This window comes from Trichococcus flocculiformis (genome assembly GCF_900113645.1).
Taxonomy (GTDB): Bacteria; Bacillota; Bacilli; order Lactobacillales; family Aerococcaceae; genus Trichococcus; species Trichococcus flocculiformis.
Map to the genome: position 1 here is coordinate 33773 of NZ_FOQC01000008.1, position 25887 is coordinate 59659.

The following is a 25887-nucleotide window of genomic DNA, read 5'->3' on the forward strand; positions in this document are numbered from 1 at the left end:
AATAAAACAATCGTGATATAATTTAATAGATAATTTGTGGGGGAATTAAGTATATAGCTTAGGTGGGAAGATTATGTGCAAAATTCCGAGAAATGATGAGGCAACAATTGAAAAACATCTGATTGACGTTCTGGGTCAAGGACATAATCAGTGGAACTATCGCGAGGATCTTAAATCTGAAGAAGATTTATGGAAGAATCTGCGCCAAAAAATTACTCAAAATAACTTATCTGAAATCAAGGAACATCCGATTACGGATAAAGAATTTGATTCGATTAAAATGGAGTTATTAACGCATACGAAAACGCCTTTTCATGCTGCCAAATGGCTGAAGGGTGAAAATGGCATTGCGCGTATCACAATTGAGCGTGAGGATGCTTCTTTAGGTGCCATGTCTTTGATCTTGTATTCCAATCAAGATATCGGCGGAGGTATTTCCACTTATGAAGTTGTAAATCAGATTGCCAAGAAAAAATCGGATGATGAGCGCGAGCGGCGATTTGACGTAACCTTGTTGATCAACGGGTTGCCGATTGTGCAGATTGAGTTGAAACAAGCTGGTGCAAAAGACGGTTATTTTCAGGCTTTTAATCAAATAAAAAAATATGCTGAAGAAGGGATGTTCCGCAATAATATCTTTTCGACGTTGCAGCTTTTTGTCGTTTCCAATGAAAAGACAACCCGTTATTTTGCGAATGCGCTTCCAAAGGATATGCATAAGAAATTCCTTTTTAGTTGGCGGACGACGGACAATCGCAAGGTGGACAATGTTTATGAATTTTGTAAGCAGGTGTTGAACATCCCGGATGCGCACCGCTTGATCGCGCATTATACGATTGTCAGTGAGGATCATGATAATAGAGCTTTAATGGTGTTGCATCCTTACCAAATTCACGCGATTGAAGCTCTGTTTACATCTGCCATAAAACACGAATCGGGTTATGTTTGGCATGCGACAGGATCAGGGAAAACGTTGACGAGTTTTGTAGCTACAAAATTGCTTGCGCGCAAATCTGGTGTTGATAGAACCATCATGGTCATTGACAGGAAAGACTTGGACAGCCAGACTACATCAGAATTCACAAAGTTTGCCTCGGAATTTAATACAGGTATTTCTTCTGGAAATGTTCGAGCGAACAGTTTGATTGTGGGTACAGGCAGCTCGATTGAACTCAGCCGAGCTTTGTTGTCGGATACGAACAATAATACAGTCATCATCACGACTCGCCAAAAACTGGAGTCCGCATTGCGCCATGCCCAAAAGCAAAAGGAGAAACGAAATGTGGAACGTTTCAAAAAGTTGTTGGGCCAGCATATCGTCTTTGTCGTGGATGAATGTCACCGTGCTTTGAGTGCGGAAAATATGGATGAAATAAAGCAGTTCTTCCCAAATTCCACTTGGTTCGGCTTTACTGGGACACCTATTTTTGAAGAGAATAAAAAGCAAGCCAAAGGGCAATTGGCCAGAACAACGCACGATCAATATGGGGAGAAATTGCATACTTACACGATCAAGGATGCTTTGGACGATGCTGCTGTTTTGGGATTTCAGGTGGAGCATGAGGATACGATTGAACAGACCTCTTTGAATAATCACATTTTCAAAAACCTCCAAGTCAATGAAAAATATGCAAGCTACAGCGTAGATGGAATCAATGACATGATCGATCAGATGCCGCCGGTCGAAAAAGAAGAGTATTTGGATGCAACGATCTATGAACGGGACGAGCATATTCAAAAGGTGCTACATAAAATTTTCCGGCCGGATAACGCCTATATGAAATTTGATTTTCAAAATGGCCGGCCGAGAAAGTCAGCGATTCTGACGACTAGTTCGATCGATATGGCAAAACGGTATTATCATGCAATCAAGGAAATGACGAAGGAACCAGGCTGGATTCAAAGAGAATTTTCTCACCATCCGATCAGGACAGGTCGCACGATTGAAGACCCAGATTTTCCGAGAATAGCGATCACCTATTCTATGCAGGAAAATGAAGTGGATTCAGCCCAAAATCAAAAAGAAATGAAAAAAATAATCAAGGATTACAACGCGTACTACGGTACTGCTTGGGGCATCGATGACATTGGCCGCTATAACGGGGACATCAACAATCGGCTCGCGCGCAAAAAAGGGGAATTCAAAGAATTCGGGAAACAGATTGACTTGGTTATCGTCGTCGATAGATTGCTGACAGGTTTCGATGCGCCGACGATTCAGACCTTATTTGTTGACCGGAATCTTAGCTATGCCAACTTGATTCAAGCCTTTTCGCGTACGAATCGTACCTACCCGGATAAAACGAAAGGCTTGATCGTCACTTTCCGGAAGCCGCACTCCATGGAAAAAAATGTTGCAGATGCAACAAGACTCTATTCCGAAGCTAAAGAAGAAACCAATCTGATTTATCCGACTTATGAAAAATCGAAGAAGAGATTCAATGGCGGTCATAAGAAGTTCACTGGCATCGTTGAAACACATCCGAATATAGATGAGCACTCTCCGTTGGAATTGAGGATTGATTTTGTCAAAGCATTTCAGGAATTCACTAATTCGTTTGAGGCGCTTGTAACTTACGATGATTACAACGATGAGATGGAAAAATCAGGTAGCATGAAAAAACAAGTGATGGTTCTGGAAGAGAATTTAGGATTGTATCAGACGATAAAAGGTTCAATACTTGCAGATTTGCCTGTAGGACCGACGCCCCCAGAAAGTCTGTCAGAAATAGAATTCTATTCAGACAATGCGGTCAAACTGTATGATATCGACGCTACCTACATCGACCAGCTGTTGAACACGTACTCAGCAAACAATAAATCTGTGCGTGAAGACATTGAAAAAGCGATGCAGAAGTTGAACAAAGCAGAGGTTGTAAGGGATGTTTACCGTGCCATCTTGAACGATATCGACTCAAAACGAGTTGATCCAGAGGAAGATATCTTTGTCCTCAAACGGCATTACTTTACTCTAGCCGGAGATCAGGCTATCGCTCATTTTGCGAAGGATTGGTTTGTTTCACCTGATGAATTACACTCCTCGGCAGTACAGTATGTTATCGGAGCAGAACCGATTCCAAATATAGGTGGTATCATCGACAGCAAAAGCTTTGAAAAATACAAGGCGATGCATACAGAAGCCAGACCGCTGCGATACGGTCCAGAAATGAAACGGCAATGGCGAAAGGTATTGGATGAGGTTGTTGTGCCGTTAGATAATGAGTTAAGATGACAATAGGTTTGCGACATTAAAGAGGAGGAAACAGCATGGTTTCAGTCACAAAAAGAATCGAGCAAATTAAACAACCAAGGGGCGGGTATATACCAATCAAATCATTTTCGTCAAAGGAATTGACATCATCCAATGAACTTAAACCTTCAGAAAATATTCCGCCAAATCTAATAGGAATAACCGTAGATTACTTGACTAGACTTATGCTGAATCCCGCTGAAGGCGCACAAGAAGCATTTAACATCTCTTTAATCGGTGCAAATAGAGCGAAAAAATTAATGATTGCAAAAACGTTAGTAGGCCAGATCCATGACTTGGATGATCAATCAATAACCGCTGCAATTAATCTCGTGAAATATGACTCAGTATTGCGAAGCGGCTTCATCCCAGAGGATACTATGCTCGTTCCAAATGAGGATACGCTTTTTAACATCAAAGAAATGGTGACAAGAAGCCTTAACTTTTTTGACGAGTATGGACCAATGACCCTGGATTCTTTTACTTTTCTTGGGGGATATACAGACAAAATAACATCAGGAGATGGCGACTTTCTGACGGCAGATACCTTATGGGATTTTAAAGTTTTAAAGGCTAATATCAAACCTCAACATACGCTTCAGCTGCTTGTTTATTATCTGATGGGAACAAACTCGATTCATGATGAATTTCAATCTCTAAAGAAACTAGGTATCTTTAATCCAAGATTGAATACTGTTTACTCGCTTGAAATCGAAACCATTCCCAAAGAAGTCATCATGGCAGTGAGCAAGGATGTCATAGGTTATTAATGAAGGCTTTAATTCTTTAAAACAGCTATTACGAGGAGGATAATAGATGACCCTCATTAAACCCAAAAAGGCTGATGTTTCAAGAGCGATTGCAAAAGCGAAAGGAATTTATGCTGAAGCCAACGATTTGCAAATGCACTTTAGTCGGAAACAAAACGATTTGAAGAAATGCATTTCAAACGTAAAAGAGGAAACCATCAGAGAAGCGTTCGAAAACACAACAATTGAAAACTTCGCAAATGCGTATCCAGGCATTAAATTGTCTACCTTGCAAAGGAATGGGATAACAAATGTCCGTCAATTACAGAAGCGAATTTCAACCGCTAGAGGAATCGATGGCATCGGCGAGCGAACAGAGTCTGTGATTCATCACTCCCTTAGCAACTATAAAAATGAATTAGCGAAAAGCTTATCCATTCGCTTTGATGTGGAGCGCAAAGATCCATCACATACTAAATTGTTACAATCTGTTTATCCGATAGACAAGGAAAAAGGCATAAGTGAAGAAGCTTTTTCGATTTCGCAATACTTTAATGGATATATAGATGATAAAATCCGAGTCGTCAATCCCAAGTGGAGTTGGCCGCTGGAATGGCTTTTTAAGTCTGCAGATAAAAAAGCTGTTTTTGCAATTAATTTAGAATTAATCCAATCATTCAACCAAAAATACGAGGAACAAACGAAGCAGCTACGTAAAGAACTATCGGAAATTCAATCTTTTTCAGAAGAAGAAATTTGGGACGATTTTAAGAATAATGCAGCACGTTATTATGCGGTTTTAGAACCATACTTCAGTATTGGTCTTGAAAAAAATCATCCAGCGTATTCTTTATCTGCAGAAATTATCGAGAAAATTGAAAATACTGAATTAATGCTAAGTAAATTAAAGGTGAAGCTGCGCGGGTGGCAGGATTTCGGAGCAAAATACGCAATAGTACAAAAAAAAGTCCTTATTGGCGATGAGATGGGGCTAGGGAAAACGATTGAAGCTATTGCTGTTATGGCTCATCTTGCGCATGGAGGTCAAAATACCTTTATAGTTGTATGTCCAGCTAGCATTGTAATCAATTGGGTGCGTGAAATTGAAAAGCATAGCGAATTGAAGCCATTTTTGGTTCATGGTCCTAGTCGAGAACGGGCTTTTGATCAATGGCAAGTTGAAGGCGGCGTAGCCATTACAACGTATGAGACAATACAGCGTTTGAAACATGAGAATTTAGACACAATAGACTTATTAGTTGTAGATGAAGCCCACTACGTGAAAAACCCAGATGCAAAACGATCACAGACTATCTATAGTTTGACTGAAAGAAGTAACAATGTACTTTATTTAACGGGAACACCTTTAGAAAATCGGCTCGCGGAAATGGTTAATTTGGTTGGTAAACTCCAGCCAGATATTACGAAGGAAATGGAGAATAGTGTGCAGTATATAGGATCCAATACTTTCAAAGAAAAAATTGCACCCGTTTATCTGCGCCGAAATAAGGAAGATGTATTAACTGAACTCCCTGAATTGACACAAGTTGAAGAATGGCTGTCATTTGGTCAAGAAGAGGGTCAAATTTATCGTGAAGCAGTCAGAAACGGAGAATTCATGTTGATGCGACGAGCAGGTTGGCAAGGGATAACAAAAAAGAAAAGCCCCAAACTGAATCGGCTCATCGAAATTTGCGATGAAGCTGCTGCAAATGGGAAAAAAGTCATTGTCTTTAGCTTTTTTAAGAGTGTCATTAATACAATATGTTCGGAACTGGGCGATAAAACGCTCACCCCTATAACGGGAGCTGTATCCTCCGCACAGAGACAGGAAATATTAGACATCTTTAAATCTTCAGAACAAAAACATGTGTTGGTTTCGCAAATACAAGCAGGCGGAGTGGGCTTGAATATCCAGTCAGCCAGTATTGTCATTTTTTGTGAACCTCAAATAAAACCCACACTTGAGACACAAGCCATTGCAAGAGCCTACCGGATGGGTCAGACCCAAAAAGTATTTGTTTATCGACTATTGACCGAAAACAGTATCGATGAGCGAATGATGGAGATGTTAGATACTAAGCAACAAGTATTTGATGATTATGCAAAGGATTCATACATTACCGATCATACCGCTGCCGCGAAAGACATTTCTGAAAAATCCATGGTCAAAAAAATCGTTGATATGGAAAGAGAAAGACTTCAGGTCGATGCTGTTTAGATTCACTAATTCCCAACGGAAGAAGGTTTTAAATTTGGAGCTAATTTTAAAAAAGAACAAACCATTAATTGAGAATTATGAAGACCTAAAAAATAGAAAACTATTACAGTTTACTATTAATGGGAACGAATTTTCAGCCGAAAATACAAAAAGATTTTCATGGAAACGTCTTTCAGAGGAGGCGGCGCTCCAATATTGGACTGAAGAAGTGACACCGTCGCTAATAACGATCAAAGACGTATATCCGAATGCTTCAGAAAAAAAGCCAGAAAGTGAAATCAAAAATGCAATTGGTTTTTATGAAAGCCGAGAAGATATCAAAAATGAGACAAAAAGAAGACATTCAACTCCTCGGATTAATATCAGAGAAATAGAAAAATTTGGCGAGATAATCTGCTATGGAAGTTTTGCGGGCATTGATGACGTTATGTTGGCACAAGGGCTGTTAAATTTATATGGTAGTCCAAGTGACGAAATAATAATTCAATATTCAGAACAACAAAAAAATAGACACAAGAGAACACATCCAAAAGACAACTCGCAAAAAGTAGAACCTAACCAGGAAGATTTTCAGATAATTGGATTAAATACGATTCTATACGGTCCTCCTGGAACTGGTAAGACATACGAAGTGAAAACTTACAAAGATACTTTGCTTTTGAATCAATCAGCGTCGGAACGGCTTTACAATTTTGAAGGGTTATCCTGGAGAGAGGCCATTTACTTGGCTTATAAGGAAAGAAATTTTGAAGCGTTGTCAGTTAAGGAAATTGAGAATACTGAAGTGGTTCGTGCATATGCCAAAACTAAAAAAAGCAAATCGATTTACGGCACACTCAGTACTACAGTGATCGAGCATGCTACAGAGGATTCAACAACATCAACTTATCGAAATGGGAGAGATCTTTTCGAGCGAATCAAAGACAGATGGGCTTTGACAGAAGCCGGAAAGATTGAGGCTGAAGAAGTTTTTTCGAATGCTAAAGAAGAAATAGGTCAGAAAAAGGATTATTACTACCAGTTCGTAACCTTTCATCAATCATATGGGTATGAAGATTTCATAGAAGGAATTCGTGCTGAAACTGTGGATGGTAGTATCCAGTATGAAGTGAAAAAAGGCGTGTTCCGGAATTTCTGTGAAAGAGCAGAAGAGGATCTGGAAAATGGAACTGATAATAATTTCTTGTTCGTGATTGATGAAATCAACCGCGGGAATATCAGCAAAATTTTCGGTGAATTGATTACCTTGATTGAACCTGAGAAAAGGATTGGTGCAGCTGAGGAAATTAAGGTAACATTGCCTTATTCTGGAGATCAGTTTGGAATCCCTAAAAATGTGTACATTTTGGGAACGATGAATACCGCTGATCGATCACTTGCGATGATGGATACCGCTTTGCGTCGTCGATTTGATTTTGTTGAAATGATGCCAAACAGCGGTTTGATCCGTAAAGAGGTAGGAGATTCTGGAAGCATCGAAGGATTCAATTTGGCTGACATTTTGGATGCATTAAATGAACGGATTGAATATCTTTATGACCGGGAGCATACGCTGGGACACGCTTTCTTCATGAACAACAACACTCTTGCTGATGTGAAAAGGACTTTTGAGAATAAGATCATTCCGTTGTTGCAAGAATATTTTTACGATGATTTCCGAAAAATAAGAGCAATTCTGAATGATAAGAATGGGATCTACATTGTTGAAAAGGAAATCTCGCCGAACAAACTGTTCGATAATAAGCTGGCCGATGGTTTCTTCAGCAATAATGAAAATAAGTATGCTCTGAAAGCTACTGCAAGTGATGAGGATTTTAAAAAGTTTCTATCAGGAGTCCTTATCCATAAAGAAGTGAATGAATTATGAAGAATCGAGTCGTTACAATCACTGAATATGGTCGCCTATATGCAGGGGCTGACTATGCAGGTGTAAAGGTGACAAAAAGAGATATCGAAGAGCTGAAGACTTTCATTGATGAGGGCAATACCGTTTGTGATGATGGGACGGATTCTGCGATCAATAATTTTCTCAGACCGATCCGCCTAGGTGTGCAAGCGAATAATTATGTCGGTGTCCTGCAAACGAAATCTGGCTTGACGATTGAAATTTTGCCCAAAATCCATGGGAAGCATGGGGCTAGCAAAAAGGATAACGATGTCCGGATGCTTTTTCTGAAGATGTTGGGTGCGGTCAAAAATATTGACGGCAGAACTTTTACCATGGCACATCTGGATACTGCTAATACCAACATGTTTGAGGTTTTTATCCGGATGTTCTTGGGTGAAGTAGACAGCATCATTAAGCAGGGGCTTAAGTCTGCATATATTGGTGTGGAAGAGAATGAGGCATTCCTAAAAGGGAAATTGCTGATGAAGCAGCAGATCCAACATAACCTGGTTAACAAAGCACGCTTCTACAATCATCACGATGAATTCATGATTAATTGTCCGGAAAATCGATTGATCCGTACAGCGTTAGAATATCTGCTGCATATTTCGTCAGATTTCAATAATCAGCGTCTGATCCGTGAACAGCTCATTTACTTCAATCAAGTGACGATTCTGCATGACGTGGACCAAGGTTTCCAGCGAATCAAACTTGACCGAAACTTTCAATACTACACTCAGGCACTGCTATGGTGTGAAATCATACTAGCAAAGCAATCCTTCACTTCGTTTAAAGGCAGCAGCATGGCCTTTGCTTTGCTTTTCCCTATGGATAAAATTTTTGAGGCCTACGTGTCTGATTTGGTACGCAAAACGTTAAGTGACTACAATGTTTCGCTGCAGGATAGGAAAATTTGGTTATTTGATGAGCATGGGAAACAGAGTAGTTCCTATCGTTTGCGACCAGACATTGTCATTCGATCTGATGAATCAACTGTGATTGCGGACACGAAATGGAAAGTACTGAAGGCAGATGGTCCAACTCAAGCAGACTTGTATCAGATGTATGCGTATCATACAAGGTACAGCCATAAAGGAGAAAAGGTTCAAAAGGTAGTTTTGCTTTACCCTTACAGCAAAGAATTTCTGCAGACTGAATTTCACAGTTTAACTGACATACCTGACACTAATGGTGTGCAGGTTGCAGTGCGGCATCTTGATTTATACGGGGATGTTGAGGGGCAAATTCGGGATTTGTTTATAAAAGAACATACTGAATAGAGAACTGATTAATCAAATTCCATACTTTTTAGTATGAAACCTGTAACCAAGAAAGTATACCTAGATGATATGATATCGAAATATAAAAAATTCATAAATTTATAGGTTAATACGGTTAATGCTATTGCTTAATACTATTCAATCAAAATAAAAAGAAATATAATGATGTTTTATATAATAAGTGATATAATAAGAAAGCCTACTATTATCATGTTAGTAGAATTATATGTTTGTAACAGTCAAGTAGTAACTCACTGAACAGCTCAGTAAAGTTCTGCTTTGAGTTAATTTCAAGGAATATTAATATTAATAATCCTCGAATTAACAAGATTGTGATGCAGGTCGACGTAGGTAGAGCGGTATTCATCAGACTTGGGCCTCCTAAGATCTCCTCAATAACATTATAAACGATTAGTTGAATCACTCTGGTGTGCTACAGAAAAGAAATGGGTCAATACTGTAGTTCTATGGCCTAGCGCTGCAGAAGGAATATTTGCCAGAAACCAGATCTGCAATTCCTTCCGCTCCAAAAAAAGAGGTGTAATATGTTAGATTCTACAAAATACAGATCGAAACGTTATCTACACTTTGATCATAGAGTTAAAATTGAAAAGATTGAAAGCTATGTAACAGATCCCAAAAGGATTGCGGTGCATAGCTTTTTACCATTTATTCACTATGTAACTTCATTCGATAAAAATATCGGATGTAAAAATCCGGAAATGAATAACCGCCCAATAAAAACAAAAAATAGGGACATTATGTATGCCGGACATCTTGATAATTACATTTATAAATATTATGCAGAGACATTAAATGACAATTATAATGAATGGGTCCTCGTTCATGAAGTGGATGAATGTTCAACTGCCTATCGGAACAATAAAAAGGGAAAATCAAACATTGATTTTGCGGCTGAAATTATCAATAGAATTTCTTATTTAGAAGAAGCCTATATTTTGGTGGGAGATTTCACTAACTTTTTTGATAACATTGACCATAGAATAATGAAAAAGAATCTACTAAGGATACATCAAAAACAAAAGCTGAGTAGTGATTGGTTTAACGTATATAAATCTGTAACAAAGTACGGGTATTATGAAAAAGACTTATTAATCAAAATATTTGGCACTGATAAAGAAATTAGAAATGCCAAAAAAGCGAGTTATTTCCCTCAAATGAAAGACTTTCGAAATTTTCAGAGAAAGCACTCAATTAGTAAAAATGAACAAAAATATGGGATTCCACAAGGTACTGCAATAAGTGCAGTGTTTGCAAATGTCTATTCGATTGAATTTGATGTTTGCATGAAGAATTTGGCAGATCAACACCTCGGAATGTATCGAAGATATTCCGATGATTTTATATTGGTCATTCCCAAAAAACAAATCAGCGGTGTAGTCTCTCAAACTCAAATTGAAGCAATTGAAAAAAGAGTTAGAGCGTTAGCCGAGGAATATAAAATTGAAATACAAGAGACTAAAACAGGGTTATTTGATTATAGTGAAAATAGGATAACCAATCTAAAAGAGAAAAAAGTTTCTCATATTGATTATTTAGGTTTTGTATTCGACGGAAAAAGAGTCCGAATGCGAGGGAAAAGTCCATATAAATTTTATCGCAAGGCATATAAGCTGATTGATAGCTCTAAAAAGGTGAGAGAAAGAAAAAACATACAAGAATTACCTTATCGAAAAATGATATATAGTTTATACACGGATCTTGGCATAAATAGAGGAGATTTTGGGAATTTTATAGCCTATGCTCAAAGAGCGCAAGATACTTTTGATCAATTATCTCCCAATACTGAAAATTTAATGATGCAACAAATAAAGAATAGGAAAAAGAACCTTGAAAAAAGACTTGGAATTAAGATTCATACTCAAGTTTAAACATCTTTGACCATTAAGGAAAACATTCAACAGAAAATATTGAAGGCCAGCAACGAGCACTAAAGGCTGCAAGAAAGGGATGACACACATGAACACAATGGACAAAATCAATCAATTCCGCGATGACCGCGATTGGCGCCAATTCCATAACGAAAAGGACCTTGCCATCTCGATTTCGTTGGAGGCCGCAGAACTGCTGGAGCTCTTCCAATGGAAATCTCCCGAGGAAGTCAGAGAGAACAGCATCGAACGGATCAAGGAGGAACTAGCGGATGTGTTGATCTATTCGCATATGCTGGCAAGCAACCTAGATTTGGATATCGATGAAATAATTGAGGCAAAGCTGGAGAAGAACAACATCAAGTATCCGGTGGACAAGAGTAGAGGGAATAAAGAAAAGTATACAGAGCTGTAACGTGCGTGAGTAAAGCTGAGAAGCGATTTGATCTTCAGCCTATTGCCAGGATACAGGCGGGAGGTTGATTTAATGTACAATCATCAATTGGATACATTCATAAAAGTTGCCGATTCAGGCAGTTTCAATAAAGCGTCCGAAGAACTATTTGTATCACCAAATGCTGTCATGAAACAAATCAATCTTCTGGAAAACAGTTTGGGATTTGATTTGTTTGTCAGGACGCATCGGGGTGTCCAATTGACAGTTGCGGGCGAATCCTTGTACCGGGATGCAAAATATCTTATCCAGTATGCCAAAGATTCGATCGCACGGGCTGAAAAAATGGTGGCCGAGCCGAAACACGTCCTGCGGATCGGGACTTCATTGACGACGCCTGTCCAGTTTTTGGTCAGTCTGTGGCCCCAGATCCGCCAACATAATCCGGATCTGAAATTCGAACTTGTTTCATTTGAAAACACTCCGGAGAATGCGCGGGAAATCATGAATCATTTCGGCAGGAACATCGATCTAGTCGCGGGCATCTACAGCGAGAACATATTGAACGAGCGGAATTGTTCGGCCTTGAAATTGTATGATACACCCCTTTGTGCGGCGGTCCCGCTCCATCATCGCTTGGCAGCAAATGATGAAATAGCGATTGAGGATCTGTTCGATGAGAAGGTCATGCTCATCAAACGCGGCTATATGAGTGCGTTTGATGAAGTCAGGGATAATCTGGCAGAAAACTATCCGAGGATTCAGATTGAAGATTTTTCATTTTTCGATGTGAATGTCTTCAACAAATGTGAAAATGACAATGCGGTTCTGATCGGTGTGAAGGAATGGGGAAATGTCCATCCTTTGCTGAAAATCATTCCGATCAGCTGGAAGCATACGATTCCGATGGGGATCCTGCATTCAAACACGCCATCCAAGGATGTCAAAAAATTCCTGCAAATCATCAGTCGGATATACGAGGCCCAGTCCTAACCTTTGGGTTGCAACTTGTGAGCCAAGAGAGACTTCTTAATAGTCTCTTTTTTACTATACTGAAGAGGTAATAGTAAGAAGGGGGAAACAGAGATGAAAACAAGAGTATTGGGACAAGGGTTGGAAGTATCGGCAATCGGGCTGGGCTGCATGGGGATGGATCATGCCTACGGTGCGCCGGCTGACAGGGAAGAAATGATCAAGCTGATCAGACGCGCTGTCGAATTGGGCTGCAATTTCTTTGATACTGCGGTTGTCTACGGCGAAGCGAATGAAGTGTTGTTGGGCAAAGCCTTGGAAATCTACAACCGTGAAGACGTGATCATCGCCACCAAATTCGGCATCTACGGGCAGAAAATGGTTGATGGCAAACCTGAAAATGATCTGAACAGCAAGCCGGATTCCATCAGGGAACAGCTGGAAGGGTCCTTGGAACGATTGGGCGTTGATTATATCGATCTGTATTATCAACACCGTGTCGATCCCGAGGTTGAACCGGAAGTGGTTGCCGGGGTAATGAAGGAATTGCTGGCTGAAGGGAAAATCAAGCATTGGGGCTTGTCCAACGCACCTTTGGATTATCTGAGAAGGGCCCATGCAGTCTGCCCGGTTACCTGCATCGAAAATCAATATTCGATGGTTTTCAGAGAGCCGGAAGACGAAATATTTAAAGTATGCGAAGAATTGGGCATCGGCTTTGTCGCGTATTCCCCACTCGGAAATGGTTTCTTGAGCGGAAAATATGATGCGAACACGGTATATCCGGAAGGGGACTTCCGCAACAAGATGGGCAGATTCAGCCCTGAAGTGATGCAAAAAAATCAAGTGCTGTTGGACTTATTGAAAGAAATCGCCGACAGCAAGAACGCCACGAGCGCGCAAATCGTTTTGGCTTGGGAACTGGCACAAAAACCGTGGATCGTCCCGATTCCCGGCACAACGAAAATGCACCGTCTGGAAGAAAATTTAGGTGGGGTGGATATAGAGCTGAGTCCAGAGGAATTGAAGGGTATCAACGCAGCCTTGGATGCCCTTGATATCGATGAAACGCATTTCTGATCAGAGCCTGCCGTATATCTGCACCATAATAATTTGTACTTCAAGCAATAATGGTTAATTATACTTGAACCCTCACAAAAATTGGCCGCTAAATAATGCGCTGGTTTTGTGGGGTTTTCTTTTCTTTGGGGATTCTGGCACTCTGGTGTATGATTAGATTAGAGACTATGATGATTAACTAAAAGAGGTGGGATTATCATGAAAAAAATGTTCAGAAAAAAGACGAATATCGGGGAAACAGGAGATCCAGAAAAAGAGGAGCTAGCGGAAGTACAGGTTGAATCAGAACTTCCTGCCAGTGAACTGAAGCAAGAAGATAAAGAATTTGAATCTTTCTTCTCTGAAGTGCTAAAAAAATTACCGCAAAAGACATCAGCCAGTGTCCTAAACGCTTATGACAAGTCAAAAGAGCAGGCTGAAAAAATCCTCGACAAAAGTAAAAATCAATTTGATGGGATATTCGACGAATTTTTGAATGGTGTCGATGAAGAAAAACGCAAGAAATGTCATAAGACTGTTCACGCTGCGTCTCTGACAGCAGCCATAATCGGTTGCTCGCCAATCCCGTTTTCAGATGCTTTTTTGCTGGTTCCCGTTCAATTAACCATGATGTCTCGTCTGCACAAGATATTCGGTCAATCATGGTCCGAAAGCCTTGGAAAAAGCCTATCCAGGGAATTGATCGTTGTTGGTTTTGGGAGAGCTGCAGTCGGTAATATCCTGAAATTGGTTCCTGCGGTAGGCACTGTTGCAGGTGCCGCAATTAACGGTGCCGTTGCCAGCACTATCACAGAATCCTTAGGTTGGGTAACCGTGAAAATGTTGAATGACGGTGAAGATATTTTCGACCAAGCCATGTCGTTCAAAGGACAATTCGATACATTGTTCAAAACACTTCAGAACTCCAATAAATCATCAAATAAAAAATGAATTTCATGACAGATAAATTCGCTAGGGGCAAAGTAGCAGTTGCTTTGTCTTTTTTTAAACTGCATCATTGAGGGGCCTTTAATGGATGAAGTATTTTGGAAGCCAGTGATATAATAGTTTCTATAATCACTGTTGAAGGGGAGAGGCACATGCATGATTTAGTGAATGAATACCATATCGCGGTCCCTACCGCGTTTTACGATAACGAGGATCTGAATACGGAAGCAACTTTGCAGCATATCCGGAATCTCTATGACCAGGGTGTGAAATCGGTCATGGTATGCGGCACGACCGGGGAGCAACATAGCCTGACGTTGGCGGAGAAATTGCAGCTGTTGAAAAGCATCGATGCGGCCACTTTCCTGCCGGATGACCTGGAGATCATCTTCGGAGTGGCTAGCATCAGGCAGAAGGAAGCACTGCAGCTGGCTGAGAAAGTCAACGCGAGCGCTAAAATCAATGGCGTACTTCTGGGTTTTTCACCCTATATTTTGCCTTCGCAAAAAGAAGCGAGGCTCTATGTGGAAGCTATCGCCAAAGTTATTGAAAAGCCCATCATCCTCTACAACAATCCGCGGCGTACGGGGTTCAATCCGGAGCTGGACACTTTTGCTGAATTGATCAGGCTGCCCAACATTATCGGCATCAAAGATGCGGGGGACAGCGCGCGCATCCCCGAATTGATTTCCGTTGCGGACAAAAAGATCTACGTCTATGCCGGCGGGGAGATCGACTTGGATAAAAAAATCGCATTGGGCGCAAACCGCTTGTCCTCGATGGCGGGTAATCTGTATCCTAGCGAGGTAGAAGCATATTTCACGGATTTGTTGCGCGGGCGCGCGGACAAAACAAAAAACGCCGGAATCGAAGAGAAGATTCACAACGTTTTTGCGGATAACCCGATCATTTACATTAAGAATGAAATCACGAAGCACACACAGATCGATATGGGCATTGCACGTTCGCCGCTGGGAAATCTGTAACAACTCAGTTCTATGTAAAAGGCTGAACTCCGGTCAGAGGCGCTTCGCCGGATGAAATAGTCATTCAAACATCGGCATCTCCTGTGAGCGAGCTTTCACAGGAGAATAGAATTGAAATATGATCTCAAGCTCCGTCGAGGGACCCTTCGCCGGAGCTGCATTAAGAGTGTACTGTGTTCCGATTGTTGGGTTCAGCGGAAGGCATCTCCCTTGCCGTATGTTCCATAAAAAAGTAGTATATTGAATATATAGTTTATTTGAGAATGTTATCATGAAAAGTGAGGAGATCCATTTATGTCGACACCTGAGTTAAGAGCACAAATCATCGAAGCACACCAAAGCCGCTATGCCACCAAATCCTTCGATCCCACGAAAAAAATTGCCGTGGAAGATTGGGAAACGATTATTGAATCGGCACGCTTATCGCCGAGTTCCTTCGGGTATGAACCTTGGAAATTCTTGTTGGTGAACAATGCAGAGATCAAAGAGGGATTGAAAGGGATCGCCGCTGGTGCTGTCAATAGCCTCAATGGCGCTAGCCATTTCGTCATCGCATTGGCCAGAAAAAATGTGACCATCGAAAGTGATCATGTACGGCACATCGTGGAGGATGTGCTCGGCGCGGAATTTGCGATTGACTCGCCGCGTAGCCAGTACTTCGACAACTTCCAGAAGAACAATCAGCAGTTGACGGACGAGCGTACCTTGTACGATTGGGCCTCCAAGCAGACATACATCGCGATGGCCAACATGATGACCACCGCAGCTCTTTTAGGAATCGACAGCTGTCCGATCGAGGGCTTCAATAAAGTTAATGTTGAGAAATACCTGGCGGAAAAAGGTCTGGTCGACCTTAACGAGTTCGGGGTTTCCTATATGCTCGGGTTGGGTTACCGCAATGAACCTATTACGCCGAAGAAAAGACAGTCCTTGGATGAAATCCTTGAAGTGATCGACTGAGCATTTCGACGGTGAATTGGTTCCCAAATTTACGGTGACTGCTTCAAAGTGCACCAGAAAAACAACAAAGACAGCAGGAAAACAATCCTATCAAGTGTAGGGCTATCTTCCTGTTTTTTTGCATTATATAGACTGAAATGGATATTTGGAACAATATTGGCTGAGCAGTATTATTGACTTAAAGACCATATCAGGGTATAAATGATATACATCTCATCAGAAATATGCCTGTTGATCTCGCTTCGGCCAAACAGTCTGTTACATTACATAAGTTTTTACACAAGGAGGAACCTAATATGAAAAATTACGTTAATTTGAACGATATGACTTTACAGGAATGCGAACATTTCAAAGTTGAAATGGAAATGAAGAAAAACTACTACGGCGCTTTTATGAGCAACGTACTTACGGATGAAATGACCGAAAAAATGGAAAGTATCTGCGGTTGTGAATCGAATCAATAATTGCCGGTCAGCGGGGAGTTCTGCAGCTGATCAAACGATTGCCGATTCGCGAGTAGCCAAAAGCGGCCGATTGGTACTGATGAGATGCAGAAAGAAACTGAGTGATTCCCTGCAGTGGAGCACTTAGGTAGAAGCATACTGAAACGAGAACAGCCGGAGACGTCAACTGACGTCTTCCGGCTGTTTTTTCGTGTTGTGGCTTTGCATGGATTTTATGGGGCCAAGTTGTTATTGGATTTGACTGAAATCATGGTTGATGATGTCGACCAAATGAAACTCGTCCGCTTTGTAGATGAATTTCAGGATGCAACAATTCTTCAATCTTGACTTTTGATCTACCTGTTGATTTTGAGCCCAACTTCTCATGAAACCTCTGCAGGCTGCGCCGTGCGATACTGCCAAAACGGTTTGATGATCAGCAGAGTCCATGATCGTTTTTAGGGTGTTTGCGAGGCGTTCCCGCATTTGTTCTTCGCATTCGCCGCCGAATTTTTCAAAAAAATCGCCATAGGGGATAGGCGGATTCAGATGTTCACTTTCCCCTTCGAAAGCGCCGAAGTTCCATTCTTTCAGGCCCTTCAGACGTCGGTAAGGTATCTGATTGTCGGTCACGATTTCGAGGGTATCTGAAGCGCGTTCCGATGTGGAAGAATAGGCATGATCTATTTCGATTTGATTATTTGAAAAGAAGGTTCCGGCTATTTTTGCCTGTTGGATGCCGATTTCTGTCAGCGGGGAATCGCACCAGCCCTGGATCTTTTTCCGCACATTGAATTCTGTTTCGCCATGACGCATCAGATATAATATTTTTTCCATAGTATTCCTCCAGATTTAGTTCAGTCTATTGTAAACCTTGGAGTGGACTTCATGTCAAGGGACGTAAACAAATCCTAAAAAGTTAAAGATTAAAGATTAATTGCCTATCTATAAATTAACTGGTATGTTAAAATAAAAAAGAACATACGTTTGATAGGGAGGTTTTAGCAATGCAAAATGATGTTATCCAAAAGGTGAAAATTTCAGAAATAGACATTGATGACCCTTTTTTTCAGTCGTTAAAAGAAGATTATGATGGTTTTGAGGGTTGGTTTAGCAGGAAATCTAATGAAGATGCATACATCTTTCGAGAAAACGCTAATTTGGCCGGGTTTTTATACTTAAAAGATGAGGATGAGGAAGATTTCAGTGTATCACCCATTTTTGAAAAACAAAGAAGATTAAAAATTGGCACATTTAAAATTGAGTCTCATGGTACAGTTTTGGGTCAAAGATTTTTGAGTATTATTTTAAGGAAAATGTTTAATGAGGAGCATAATTTCACTTATGTTACACTCTTTGAAAAGCAACAAGGATTAATACGATTATTTGAAAAGTTTGGTTTTCGTAAGTGGGGAACAAAAGGCAATGGAGAGCTAGTATATTATAGGGATATCGAAGTATTCAATGATGAATATAAAGATTTCCCCTTAATAAACACTAGAAATAACCCGCGGAAATTTTTACTTTCAATCTATCCAATATTTCACACAAAACTATTTCCTGATTCAAAATTACATACTGAACGCAATCATATTGTTGAAGACCTCTCATTCACTAACACTGTAGAAAAAATTTATATATGTGCAATTCCGAACGTCATGGAAATGAAGAAAGGCGATTTAATTGTCATTTATCGTACCGCAGAATACGGTAAACCTGCTGAATTTAGCTCAGTCGCTTCTTCAATTTGTACTGTTATTGAAGTAAGGAACATCAATTCCTTTTCAACTTTGGATGATTTTTTATACTATAGCGGAAAAGGATCTATCTTCTCTAAAGATGAATTAATTAGTTTTTGGAACACAAAAAAATATCCGTACATAATAAAAATGTTGTATAATGTCCCATTGACCAATCGTGTTATAAGAAAAAAACTGATAGACGAAGTTGGATTGTCTCGAGATCAACGATGGAGTTGCATCGAATTACAAGATATGCAATTCAATAAATTATTGGAGATAGGTGAGGTTCATGAAGGTTTTATTATCGATTAAACCTGAATTTGTAGAGGAAATAATTGAGGGCAGAAAAAAATTCGAATACAGAAAAAGTATTTTTACTAGAACTGATGTCTCTTCTGTTGTAGTGTACGCAACTAAGCCATTTGGCAAAGTGGTCGGAGAATTTGAAATTGGAAGTATTATTCGAGATCGACCATCGAATATTTGGAATGAAACCAAGAATTATTCAGGGATTTCTCAAAAGTTCTTTAATGAGTATTTTGAGGGAAGGGATGTTGGATTTGCTATCCCTATAAAAAAATTCATTAAGTATGATAAGCCTATGGAATTAAATAATTTTAACGAGAATATCAAGGCTGCACCACAATCATTTTGTTACATTGAGGAGTAGATGTAAAAATGGAATATATATTTTTAGCGGGAGTGCATGGTGTAGGGAAATCGACTCTACTACATAGAATTAATGCGGACTGTCCGATAGTGTATGCATCTGTTAGCGACTTAATCAGAAAAGCGGGTAAGAAAATAGCTGCTTCAAATAAGTTAACAGATGGGATTGATGAGAACCAACAACTTTGGAAAAGCGAATTATTTAATTTATCCGTTCCTGAATCAAAAATACTTATTTTAGATGGTCATTTTTCCCTAATTAATAAAGATAATGCTGTCGAGAGGCTATCATTTGATACTTTTGCAGGGACTAATATGAATAAAATAATACTGAAAAGAGAAAGTCCCCTTATCATTAAAGAGAGACTAGAAAAAAGAGATAATGTGAAATGGGATATAAATAAAATTATGGAGTTTCAAAAAATTGAAGAAGAACAAGCTGTCAGCTATTCAATTCAAAAAGGGATTCCCATTTTTATTTTTGATCAAGAAAAAATGTACCAAGAGTTAATTGATTTTATAACGGTATAATGTAAAGAGGTGATGCTATTATGATACATGAACTCAAAATTGATGAACAATATTTTGATGCTGTATTTGAAGGAATCAAAAATTTTGAGATTAGGTACAACGATAGAAAATTTGAAGTTGGCGATAGTATCCTTCTACATGAAATAGATAGTAAAAGAAGATATACAGGAAGGAAAGTATCAGGGACAATAACTTATATTACTGATTATCAGCAAAAAGAAGGATTTGTTGTCTTTAGTTTCAAAAAAAATTAATAAACACAAAACAATGATCACGGTCATGTTGTTACCAAACTATGTTAAATGGCTTATATCGCATTCATAAACTCCTCAAGCAAAAGTTCCGATTAACTTTTCTTGAGGAGTTTATTGCGAATGAATTGGGATATCTGTAAATACCAATGGCTAAGTTATATTATTGCTTAAATTTCCAATTCTCTACAACAGTACGCTGTAGTTTCAATAACTTTACGGTATGAGTGCCAATATTTAATCATTAAGATTTTCCCGCACCAGTATCCTCCTGCATGATATCCGAACTGGTCTTCCTTTTGTCGGCTATTTTGCCCAAGCGGATGATATGGGCCAGGTTCTCCTCGTATTTTTCGGCAAACACGATCGAATACAGGACATCCAGCAGATAAATGACGGAAAGGTTGACCGTGAAGTTGCCGATCTTTGAATATAGTTTCTCGCGCGTCGTAATCGGTAGATAGCAGTCCACCACCCGCGAGAGGTAGTTGTCGCCGATGCTCGTGATTCCGATCGTGGGGATGCCCTCAGATTTCAATATATTCGCGATCTGTTTCATTGCGTTGCTTTCGCCGGTATAGGAAATCAAGATGGCGCAGGTGCCCTCGGGACAGTTGTAGGCTGTGTAGACGTCTTCGCCTTTGATGGTAGAGATGGCTGTGTGATGCTTGATCCGGTTCATCTTCAAGGCAAAGTCCTGTGGGATGAGCATATTGGCATTGGTGGCGAAGATTTGAATATGCTTTGCCTTCACCAGCATCTGCTTCGCTTGCTGCAGCGTATCGTGGTGGATCAGCGAGAGCGTGTCCTCAATAGTTGATTGTCCGAGAGAGGCCATCTTTTTACTGATCGTCATGATCGAGTCGTTGGCTTTGAACGGCAGGTTGGCATCGATGTCGACGAAATTGCGGGTCAGATAGTCGTGCTCCTCCTGGTAAGCCTTTTTGCATTCCACCCATCCGGCAAAACCCAATTTTTTGGCGATGCGGATCAGTGTGGAAGGCTGCGTATAGGTTTCCGCTGCGATCTCCTGCATCGTCTTTTCATCCAACACTTCCGGATAACGCAGTAGGTAGTCCACGACTTCTTTTTCAGCCGGAGAAAACTTGATCGTTTCCATTTTTTCGCGTATCAGCATGATTTGCATACCTCCTTAATCAGGGCTAAACGAACCCGTTCAGCCTTTCTTTCTATTTACAAAAATTATAAATTAATGTAAATGACATGTAAACGATATTATGCTCAAAAAAGGTCAAAAAGCGAAAAAGATTTGAATATTTAGGCGGATTTTGCGTGAATTTTGTAAAAAGGTTTTGAAGTGTACCCAGAACCCTTGTTATCGGTATTTACATGATGGATAATAACCTTGTAAACGAAACGAGGAGGAATATACATATGACAAAAGGCGTTAAAATTGTAACAATCGGCGGAGGAAGCAGCTACACACCTGAATTAATGGAAGGTTTCATTAAACGTTACGATGAACTGCCTATCCGCGAAATCTGGTTAGTGGATATCGAAGCAGGGAAAGAAAAATTAGAAATCGTGGGTACAATGGCGCAACGTATGTGGGATGCTTCCCCTTACGACGTGAAGATCCATATGACTTTGGACCGCAGAGAAGCTTTGAAGGATGCTGACTTCGTAACGACGCAATTCCGTGTCGGTTTACTGAATGCTCGCGTCAAAGATGAGCGCATTCCTTTCTCCTATGGCATGCTGGGGCAAGAAACGAACGGCGCTGGCGGTATGTTCAAAGCGTTCCGTACAATCCCTGTCATTCTGGAAATTGTTGAAGACATGAAAGAACTTTGCCCGAATGCTTGGTTGGTCAACTTCACAAATCCAAGCGGTATGGTAACAGAAGCAGTCGTCCGCTACGGCAAATGGGACAGAGTAATGGGCTTGTGCAACGTTCCGGTTATGGCTACCATGACTGAGCCGAAAGCATTAGGCGTTGAAAAAGAGGATCTGATTTACAAATTTGCCGGCTTGAACCACTTCCACTGGCATAAAGTCGCTGACAAAAAAGGCAATGATGTTACTTACAAAGTGATCGATGCCATGTTCGACAAAGATGCGGGCCTTCCGAAAAACATCCATGATATTCCGTTCTACAGAGAACAATTGGAACAAATGGGCATGATCCCTTGCGGCTACCACCGTTACTACTACCGTGAAGAAGAGATGCTGGAACACGGTCTGGAAGAGTTCAATGGCGTAGGCACGCGTGCGCAACAAGTGAAAGAGACAGAAGCTGAATTGTTCGAATTATACAAAGATCCGAACTTGGATCACAAACCGGAACAATTGCAAAAACGTGGCGGAGCGTACTACTCCGATGCTGCCTGTGAGACAATCGCAGCCATCTACGCCAACAAAGACACGCAAATCGTTGTATCGACCAAAAACAATGGCGCTGTTCCTGACTTGCCAGCTGACTGCGTAGTCGAAGTAACAGCTTACGTTGGTGCACAAGGCGCTCGTAACGTTGCTTTCGGTGAATTGCCGACTGCTGAAAAAGGCTGGTTGCAAGTGATGAAAGCGATGGAGTTGTTGACGATCGAAGCGGCTGTAACAGGCGACTACGGTACAGCATTGCAAGCATTCACAATCAACCCGTTGATCCGTTCAGGTAACACTGCGAAACGCATCATGGATGAATTGTTCATCGCGCATAAAAAACACTTGCCGCAATTCGCTGAAACGATCGCTCGTTTGGAAGCGGAAGGCGTGACCGTCAAAGACGAAATCGCAAAAGACTTGGACTAATTACGACAAGAAAACCCTATCATTCACTTTTTTTCAAAAAACCATTTGACATTTCCTTGAAAAATGAGTATATTCTGAGAAACAACATAAAAAGTGATGATAAGAAGTAGTACGTTATTGAGCTGACCAGAAAGGTGCCGGTCGATGCGAGGCACACATGCGAGATAGCCGAATTCATCTTTGAACTTCGCACTGAATCAAGTAGGCTGCGACGGGTGATAGCGTTCGTTATTTCGCTAGGGTATTATAATGTACCTATCGAGGTAGACTTGCGCGAGTGGTCTATGAACAAAGGTGGTAACACGAGTCTATACGGCTTCGTCCTTTCCAATGAAAATTTGGAATGGACGAAGCTTTTTTTGTTGAAGAGAAAATGGAGGGATTACTATGAGTTTCAAAGCATTGAGTGAAAAAATCGATTTTGAATTAGTCAAAGAATTATCCAAGCTGACGCCTGAGCAAGCAGCGATGAAGGCAGCACGCGATAAAGAGTTGCACGACATCATTGAAGGCAAAGACGATCGCATCCTTTTGGTCATCGGACCTTGTTCCGCTCACGATGAAGAAGCGGTAATGGAATATGTGCGTCGTTTGGCGAAATTGCAGGAACAAGTCAAAGATAAAGTATTCATGGTTCCCCGTATCTACACAAACAAACCGCGTACGACCGGCGATGGCTACAAAGGCTTGTTGCATAAACAAGATCCTACCGGAAAGAGCAACCTGATCCAAGGAATCGCTGCTGTGCGCAGCCTGCACAACCGCGTCATCACAGAAACAGGCCTGACGACAGCCGACGAAATGCTGTACCCTGAAAACCTGGATTTTGTTGATGATCTTGTCAGCTACCACGCAATCGGCGCGCGCTCCGTTGAGGACCAACAGCACCGTTTCGTTGCCAGCGGAATCGATCACCCGGCCGGCATGAAAAACCCAACCAGCGGCAATCTGAAAGTGTTGTTCAATTCCGTTTACGCTGCCCAACAAAAACAAAAATTCATCCACAACGGCGTGGAAGTCCAGTCCAGCTCCAATCCGTTGGCGCACGTTGTCTTGCGCGGCGGCACGAACGATTACGGCGAAAACATCCCGAACTACCATTACGAAGATCTTGTCAAAGTCGTGAAAGCATACGAAGGCGGCGATTACAAAAACCCGTTCATCATGATCGACACGAACCATGACAACTCCGGCAAAAAACACATGGAACAAATCCGCATCGTCAAAGAAACGCTGTTCAACCGTTCTTGGAACGATGACATCAAAAAACTTGCGCGCGGCTTCATGATCGAGAGCTATCTAGTAGGCGGCCGTCAAGAAGACGACGGAACAGTCTTCGGCCAATCCATTACTGATCCATGCCTAGGCTGGGAAGATACAGAAGAATTGGTTAAATACATCGCGGATAACGCGTAAGAGCATAAATGCATAAATGTGGGGCCAGGAGAAATCCTGGCCTTTTTGTGTTTGCTGTTTCGAAGGTCGGCCCGCCGAAGGAAACCGTCAGCTCCGACGAGGGAATATTGGCCCGAGGTGGCTGTATTTGTGGCGACTGTACTCCGGCGAAGCCGCTATGGTCGGAGGTAATCATTTTTTGGCTAATCTCCTCCGGCGAGAGAATTGCTCTCTGGCAGTGCCATCAGTGCGGTAAATGTGGCCTACATTTACGTCCCGTTGGCACTGACAGCGGTTTCGTTAATTTTCGTCTACCTCTATAAATTGGACAAAGAATATGATAATATTATAAAAGACTTAGATGAACGAAAACTGGAAAAATAATAGTGTTCAGGGTGAGGCGGGTTAACTCGCCGCGCCCTGATTTTTGTATTGAAGAGCGGATGTATTCATAAATGAGCGAAGGCGGGACTGACATGAAGAAAAACTACTTAAGCATCGACATCGGTGGAACGAACATCAAATTGGCTCTGATCGACCATTCCGGTCAGATCCAGTCCAAGAAACAAGTGCGCACGCCGCACGAATACGGCGCATTCATCGCCACATTGGAAAATGAAATCGAACTTGTTCTGGATGAGATTCGCGGGATCGCCTTCAGTTGTCCGGGGAAAATCGACACGGAAACAGGCATGATTTCCTTCGGCGGAGCGTTGCCTTTTCTGGACGGCATTTCCTTCATCGACGAATTTCAGCCGAAATTTGCTTTGCCGATTTCTGTCATCAATGACGGTAAGGCTGCAGCTTTGTCCGAACTGTGGCTCGGCAACCTCAATGGCATCGAAAACGGTCTGGCACTTGTGCTCGGGACCGGCATAGGCGGCGGGCTGATTCTTGACGGGAAGCTCTATCAGGGCAAAAATTTCCAGGCCGGCGAATTGAGCTTCATGATGAAGCCGTCTGATAAGCCTAGTTTCGATGATACGTACGGTAAGACGGGCTCGGCGGTCGGGCTAGTTAAAAGCGTGAATCGGGTGTTGGGGACAGAGGATCTGAAGGACGGGGCAGCTGCTTTCGAAGCGATCAACCAAAAAGACCCGAACGTCTATCCGATTTTCGAAGCCTTCGCCAGGGAAATCGCCTATATGATCTGCAACATCCAAGCCATCCTAGATCTCGAAAAGATCGTCATCGGCGGAGGGATCAGCGCGCAACCAATCGTAACCGAAGAAATCCGCAAACAATACCGCGCCATCCGCGCCGGGCTGCCTTTCGTGGAAATCACATTGACGGAAGTCGAAATCGACAGCTGCCGCTTCCTGAATGATGCAAACCTGTTGGGAGCCCTGTATCAGCTTTTGCTGAATGCGGATGAAGAACTGTCAATGCCATCTATCTGATTGGACACAACTAATCAATCTGGAATATAAAAAAATAGAAATAACCTCCAACGAGCAAGCAATACTGCTCTATGTGGAGGTTATT

22 protein-coding genes and 1 other annotated feature are annotated in these 25887 nt (G+C 41.3%); of the genes, 20 read left to right on the forward strand and 2 right to left on the reverse strand.

Going from position 1 to position 25887, the window contains the following annotated elements:
• Positions 1-73 precede the first annotated feature (73 nt).
• The 13 genes from BMZ71_RS05055 (at position 74) to BMZ71_RS14820 (ending at position 17063) form a co-directional block, all read left to right on the forward strand.
• Complete coding sequence (locus BMZ71_RS05055) at positions 74-3232, forward strand: type I restriction endonuclease subunit R (RefSeq protein ID WP_086988769.1); 3159 nt, start codon at positions 74-76, stop codon at positions 3230-3232.
• 35 nt (positions 3233-3267) lie between these two features.
• Positions 3268-4020 carry a hypothetical protein gene (locus BMZ71_RS05060; protein ID WP_086988768.1) on the forward strand — a complete coding sequence of 251 codons (753 nt, stop codon included), beginning with the start codon at positions 3268-3270 and terminating at the stop codon, positions 4018-4020.
• 46 nt (positions 4021-4066) lie between these two features.
• Positions 4067-6220, forward strand: a complete 2154-nt coding sequence (locus tag BMZ71_RS05065; protein WP_086988767.1) for a DEAD/DEAH box helicase — start codon at positions 4067-4069, stop codon at positions 6218-6220.
• Between the two features lie 34 nt (positions 6221-6254).
• Positions 6255-8087 carry an McrB family protein gene (locus tag BMZ71_RS05070; protein WP_218142767.1) on the forward strand — a complete coding sequence of 611 codons (1833 nt, stop codon included), beginning with the start codon at positions 6255-6257 and terminating at the stop codon, positions 8085-8087.
• Positions 8084-9388: an McrC family protein gene (locus BMZ71_RS05075; RefSeq protein ID WP_086988766.1), complete on the forward strand. Its 1305-nt coding sequence runs from the start codon at positions 8084-8086 to the stop codon at positions 9386-9388. The genes BMZ71_RS05070 and BMZ71_RS05075 overlap by 4 nt, the downstream gene beginning before the upstream one ends.
• A 545-nt stretch (positions 9389-9933) precedes the next feature.
• The gene (locus BMZ71_RS05080) at positions 9934-11280 is read left to right on the forward strand and encodes a reverse transcriptase domain-containing protein (protein ID WP_086988765.1); all 1347 of its coding nucleotides are present in this window, start codon (positions 9934-9936) and stop codon (positions 11278-11280) included.
• An 88-nt stretch (positions 11281-11368) separates the two neighbouring features.
• A complete protein-coding gene (locus BMZ71_RS05085; protein ID WP_086988764.1) occupies positions 11369-11695 on the forward strand; it encodes a nucleotide pyrophosphohydrolase in 327 nt (108 codons plus the stop codon).
• Positions 11696-11767: 72 nt separating this feature from the next.
• On the forward strand, positions 11768-12667 hold the full coding sequence (locus BMZ71_RS05090) for a LysR family transcriptional regulator (RefSeq protein ID WP_086988763.1): 900 nt from the start codon (positions 11768-11770) through the stop codon (positions 12665-12667).
• Positions 12668-12760: 93 nt separating this feature from the next.
• Positions 12761-13726 carry an aldo/keto reductase gene (locus BMZ71_RS05095; protein WP_086988762.1) on the forward strand — a complete coding sequence of 322 codons (966 nt, stop codon included), beginning with the start codon at positions 12761-12763 and terminating at the stop codon, positions 13724-13726.
• A gap of 198 nt (positions 13727-13924) precedes the next feature.
• Positions 13925-14656, forward strand: a complete 732-nt coding sequence (locus BMZ71_RS05100; RefSeq protein WP_086988761.1) for a YcjF family protein — start codon at positions 13925-13927, stop codon at positions 14654-14656.
• Between the two features lie 149 nt (positions 14657-14805).
• Complete coding sequence (locus tag BMZ71_RS05105; RefSeq protein WP_086988760.1) at positions 14806-15639, forward strand: dihydrodipicolinate synthase family protein; 834 nt, start codon at positions 14806-14808, stop codon at positions 15637-15639.
• Positions 15640-15933: 294 nt separating this feature from the next.
• Positions 15934-16599: an NAD(P)H-dependent oxidoreductase gene (locus tag BMZ71_RS05110; RefSeq protein WP_086988759.1), complete on the forward strand. Its 666-nt coding sequence runs from the start codon at positions 15934-15936 to the stop codon at positions 16597-16599.
• A gap of 296 nt (positions 16600-16895) precedes the next feature.
• Positions 16896-17063, forward strand: coding sequence for a hypothetical protein (locus BMZ71_RS14820; protein ID WP_177187497.1), 168 nt, complete (start codon positions 16896-16898; stop codon positions 17061-17063).
• Positions 17064-17291: 228 nt separating this feature from the next.
• Here BMZ71_RS14820 and BMZ71_RS05115 read toward each other — a convergent pair whose 3' ends face one another.
• Positions 17292-17879, reverse strand: a complete 588-nt coding sequence (locus tag BMZ71_RS05115) for a histidine phosphatase family protein (RefSeq protein WP_086988758.1) — start codon at positions 17877-17879, stop codon at positions 17292-17294.
• Between the two features lie 170 nt (positions 17880-18049).
• On the opposite strand from BMZ71_RS05115, the gene BMZ71_RS05120 reads away from it, so the two are divergent.
• From BMZ71_RS05120 to BMZ71_RS05135, 4 genes are read left to right on the forward strand one after another with little or no spacing between them, the layout of a single operon-like run.
• Positions 18050-19096, forward strand: a complete 1047-nt coding sequence (locus BMZ71_RS05120; protein ID WP_086988757.1) for a GNAT family protein — start codon at positions 18050-18052, stop codon at positions 19094-19096.
• A complete protein-coding gene (locus BMZ71_RS05125) occupies positions 19074-19454 on the forward strand; it encodes an ASCH domain-containing protein (RefSeq protein ID WP_086988756.1) in 381 nt (126 codons plus the stop codon). Before BMZ71_RS05120 ends, BMZ71_RS05125 begins: the two co-directional genes overlap by 23 nt.
• Before the next feature lie 8 nt (positions 19455-19462).
• Entirely contained in the window at positions 19463-19984 is a 522-nt protein-coding gene (locus BMZ71_RS05130) for an AAA family ATPase (protein ID WP_086988755.1), read from the forward strand.
• Between the two features lie 20 nt (positions 19985-20004).
• Positions 20005-20238: a DUF3850 domain-containing protein gene (locus BMZ71_RS05135; protein WP_086988754.1), complete on the forward strand. Its 234-nt coding sequence runs from the start codon at positions 20005-20007 to the stop codon at positions 20236-20238.
• A 241-nt stretch (positions 20239-20479) separates the two neighbouring features.
• On the opposite strand, the gene BMZ71_RS05140 is transcribed toward BMZ71_RS05135, so the two are convergent.
• A complete protein-coding gene (locus BMZ71_RS05140; RefSeq protein ID WP_086988753.1) occupies positions 20480-21373 on the reverse strand; it encodes a MurR/RpiR family transcriptional regulator in 894 nt (297 codons plus the stop codon).
• Positions 21374-21630: 257 nt separating this feature from the next.
• Here BMZ71_RS05140 and BMZ71_RS05145 point away from each other — a divergent pair, with 257 nt between their 5' ends.
• From BMZ71_RS05145 to BMZ71_RS05160, 3 genes are all read left to right on the forward strand, one after another.
• Positions 21631-23007, forward strand: a complete 1377-nt coding sequence (locus BMZ71_RS05145) for a 6-phospho-beta-glucosidase (RefSeq protein ID WP_086988752.1) — start codon at positions 21631-21633, stop codon at positions 23005-23007.
• An 87-nt stretch (positions 23008-23094) separates the two neighbouring features.
• Positions 23095-23336: a binding site (T-box leader), on the forward strand.
• A 58-nt stretch (positions 23337-23394) separates the two neighbouring features.
• Positions 23395-24423, forward strand: coding sequence for a 3-deoxy-7-phosphoheptulonate synthase (locus tag BMZ71_RS05155; RefSeq protein ID WP_068561166.1), 1029 nt, complete (start codon positions 23395-23397; stop codon positions 24421-24423).
• Positions 24424-24878: 455 nt separating this feature from the next.
• On the forward strand, positions 24879-25802 hold the full coding sequence (locus tag BMZ71_RS05160) for an ROK family protein (RefSeq protein WP_086988804.1): 924 nt from the start codon (positions 24879-24881) through the stop codon (positions 25800-25802).
• Positions 25803-25887: the final 85 nt, after the last annotated feature.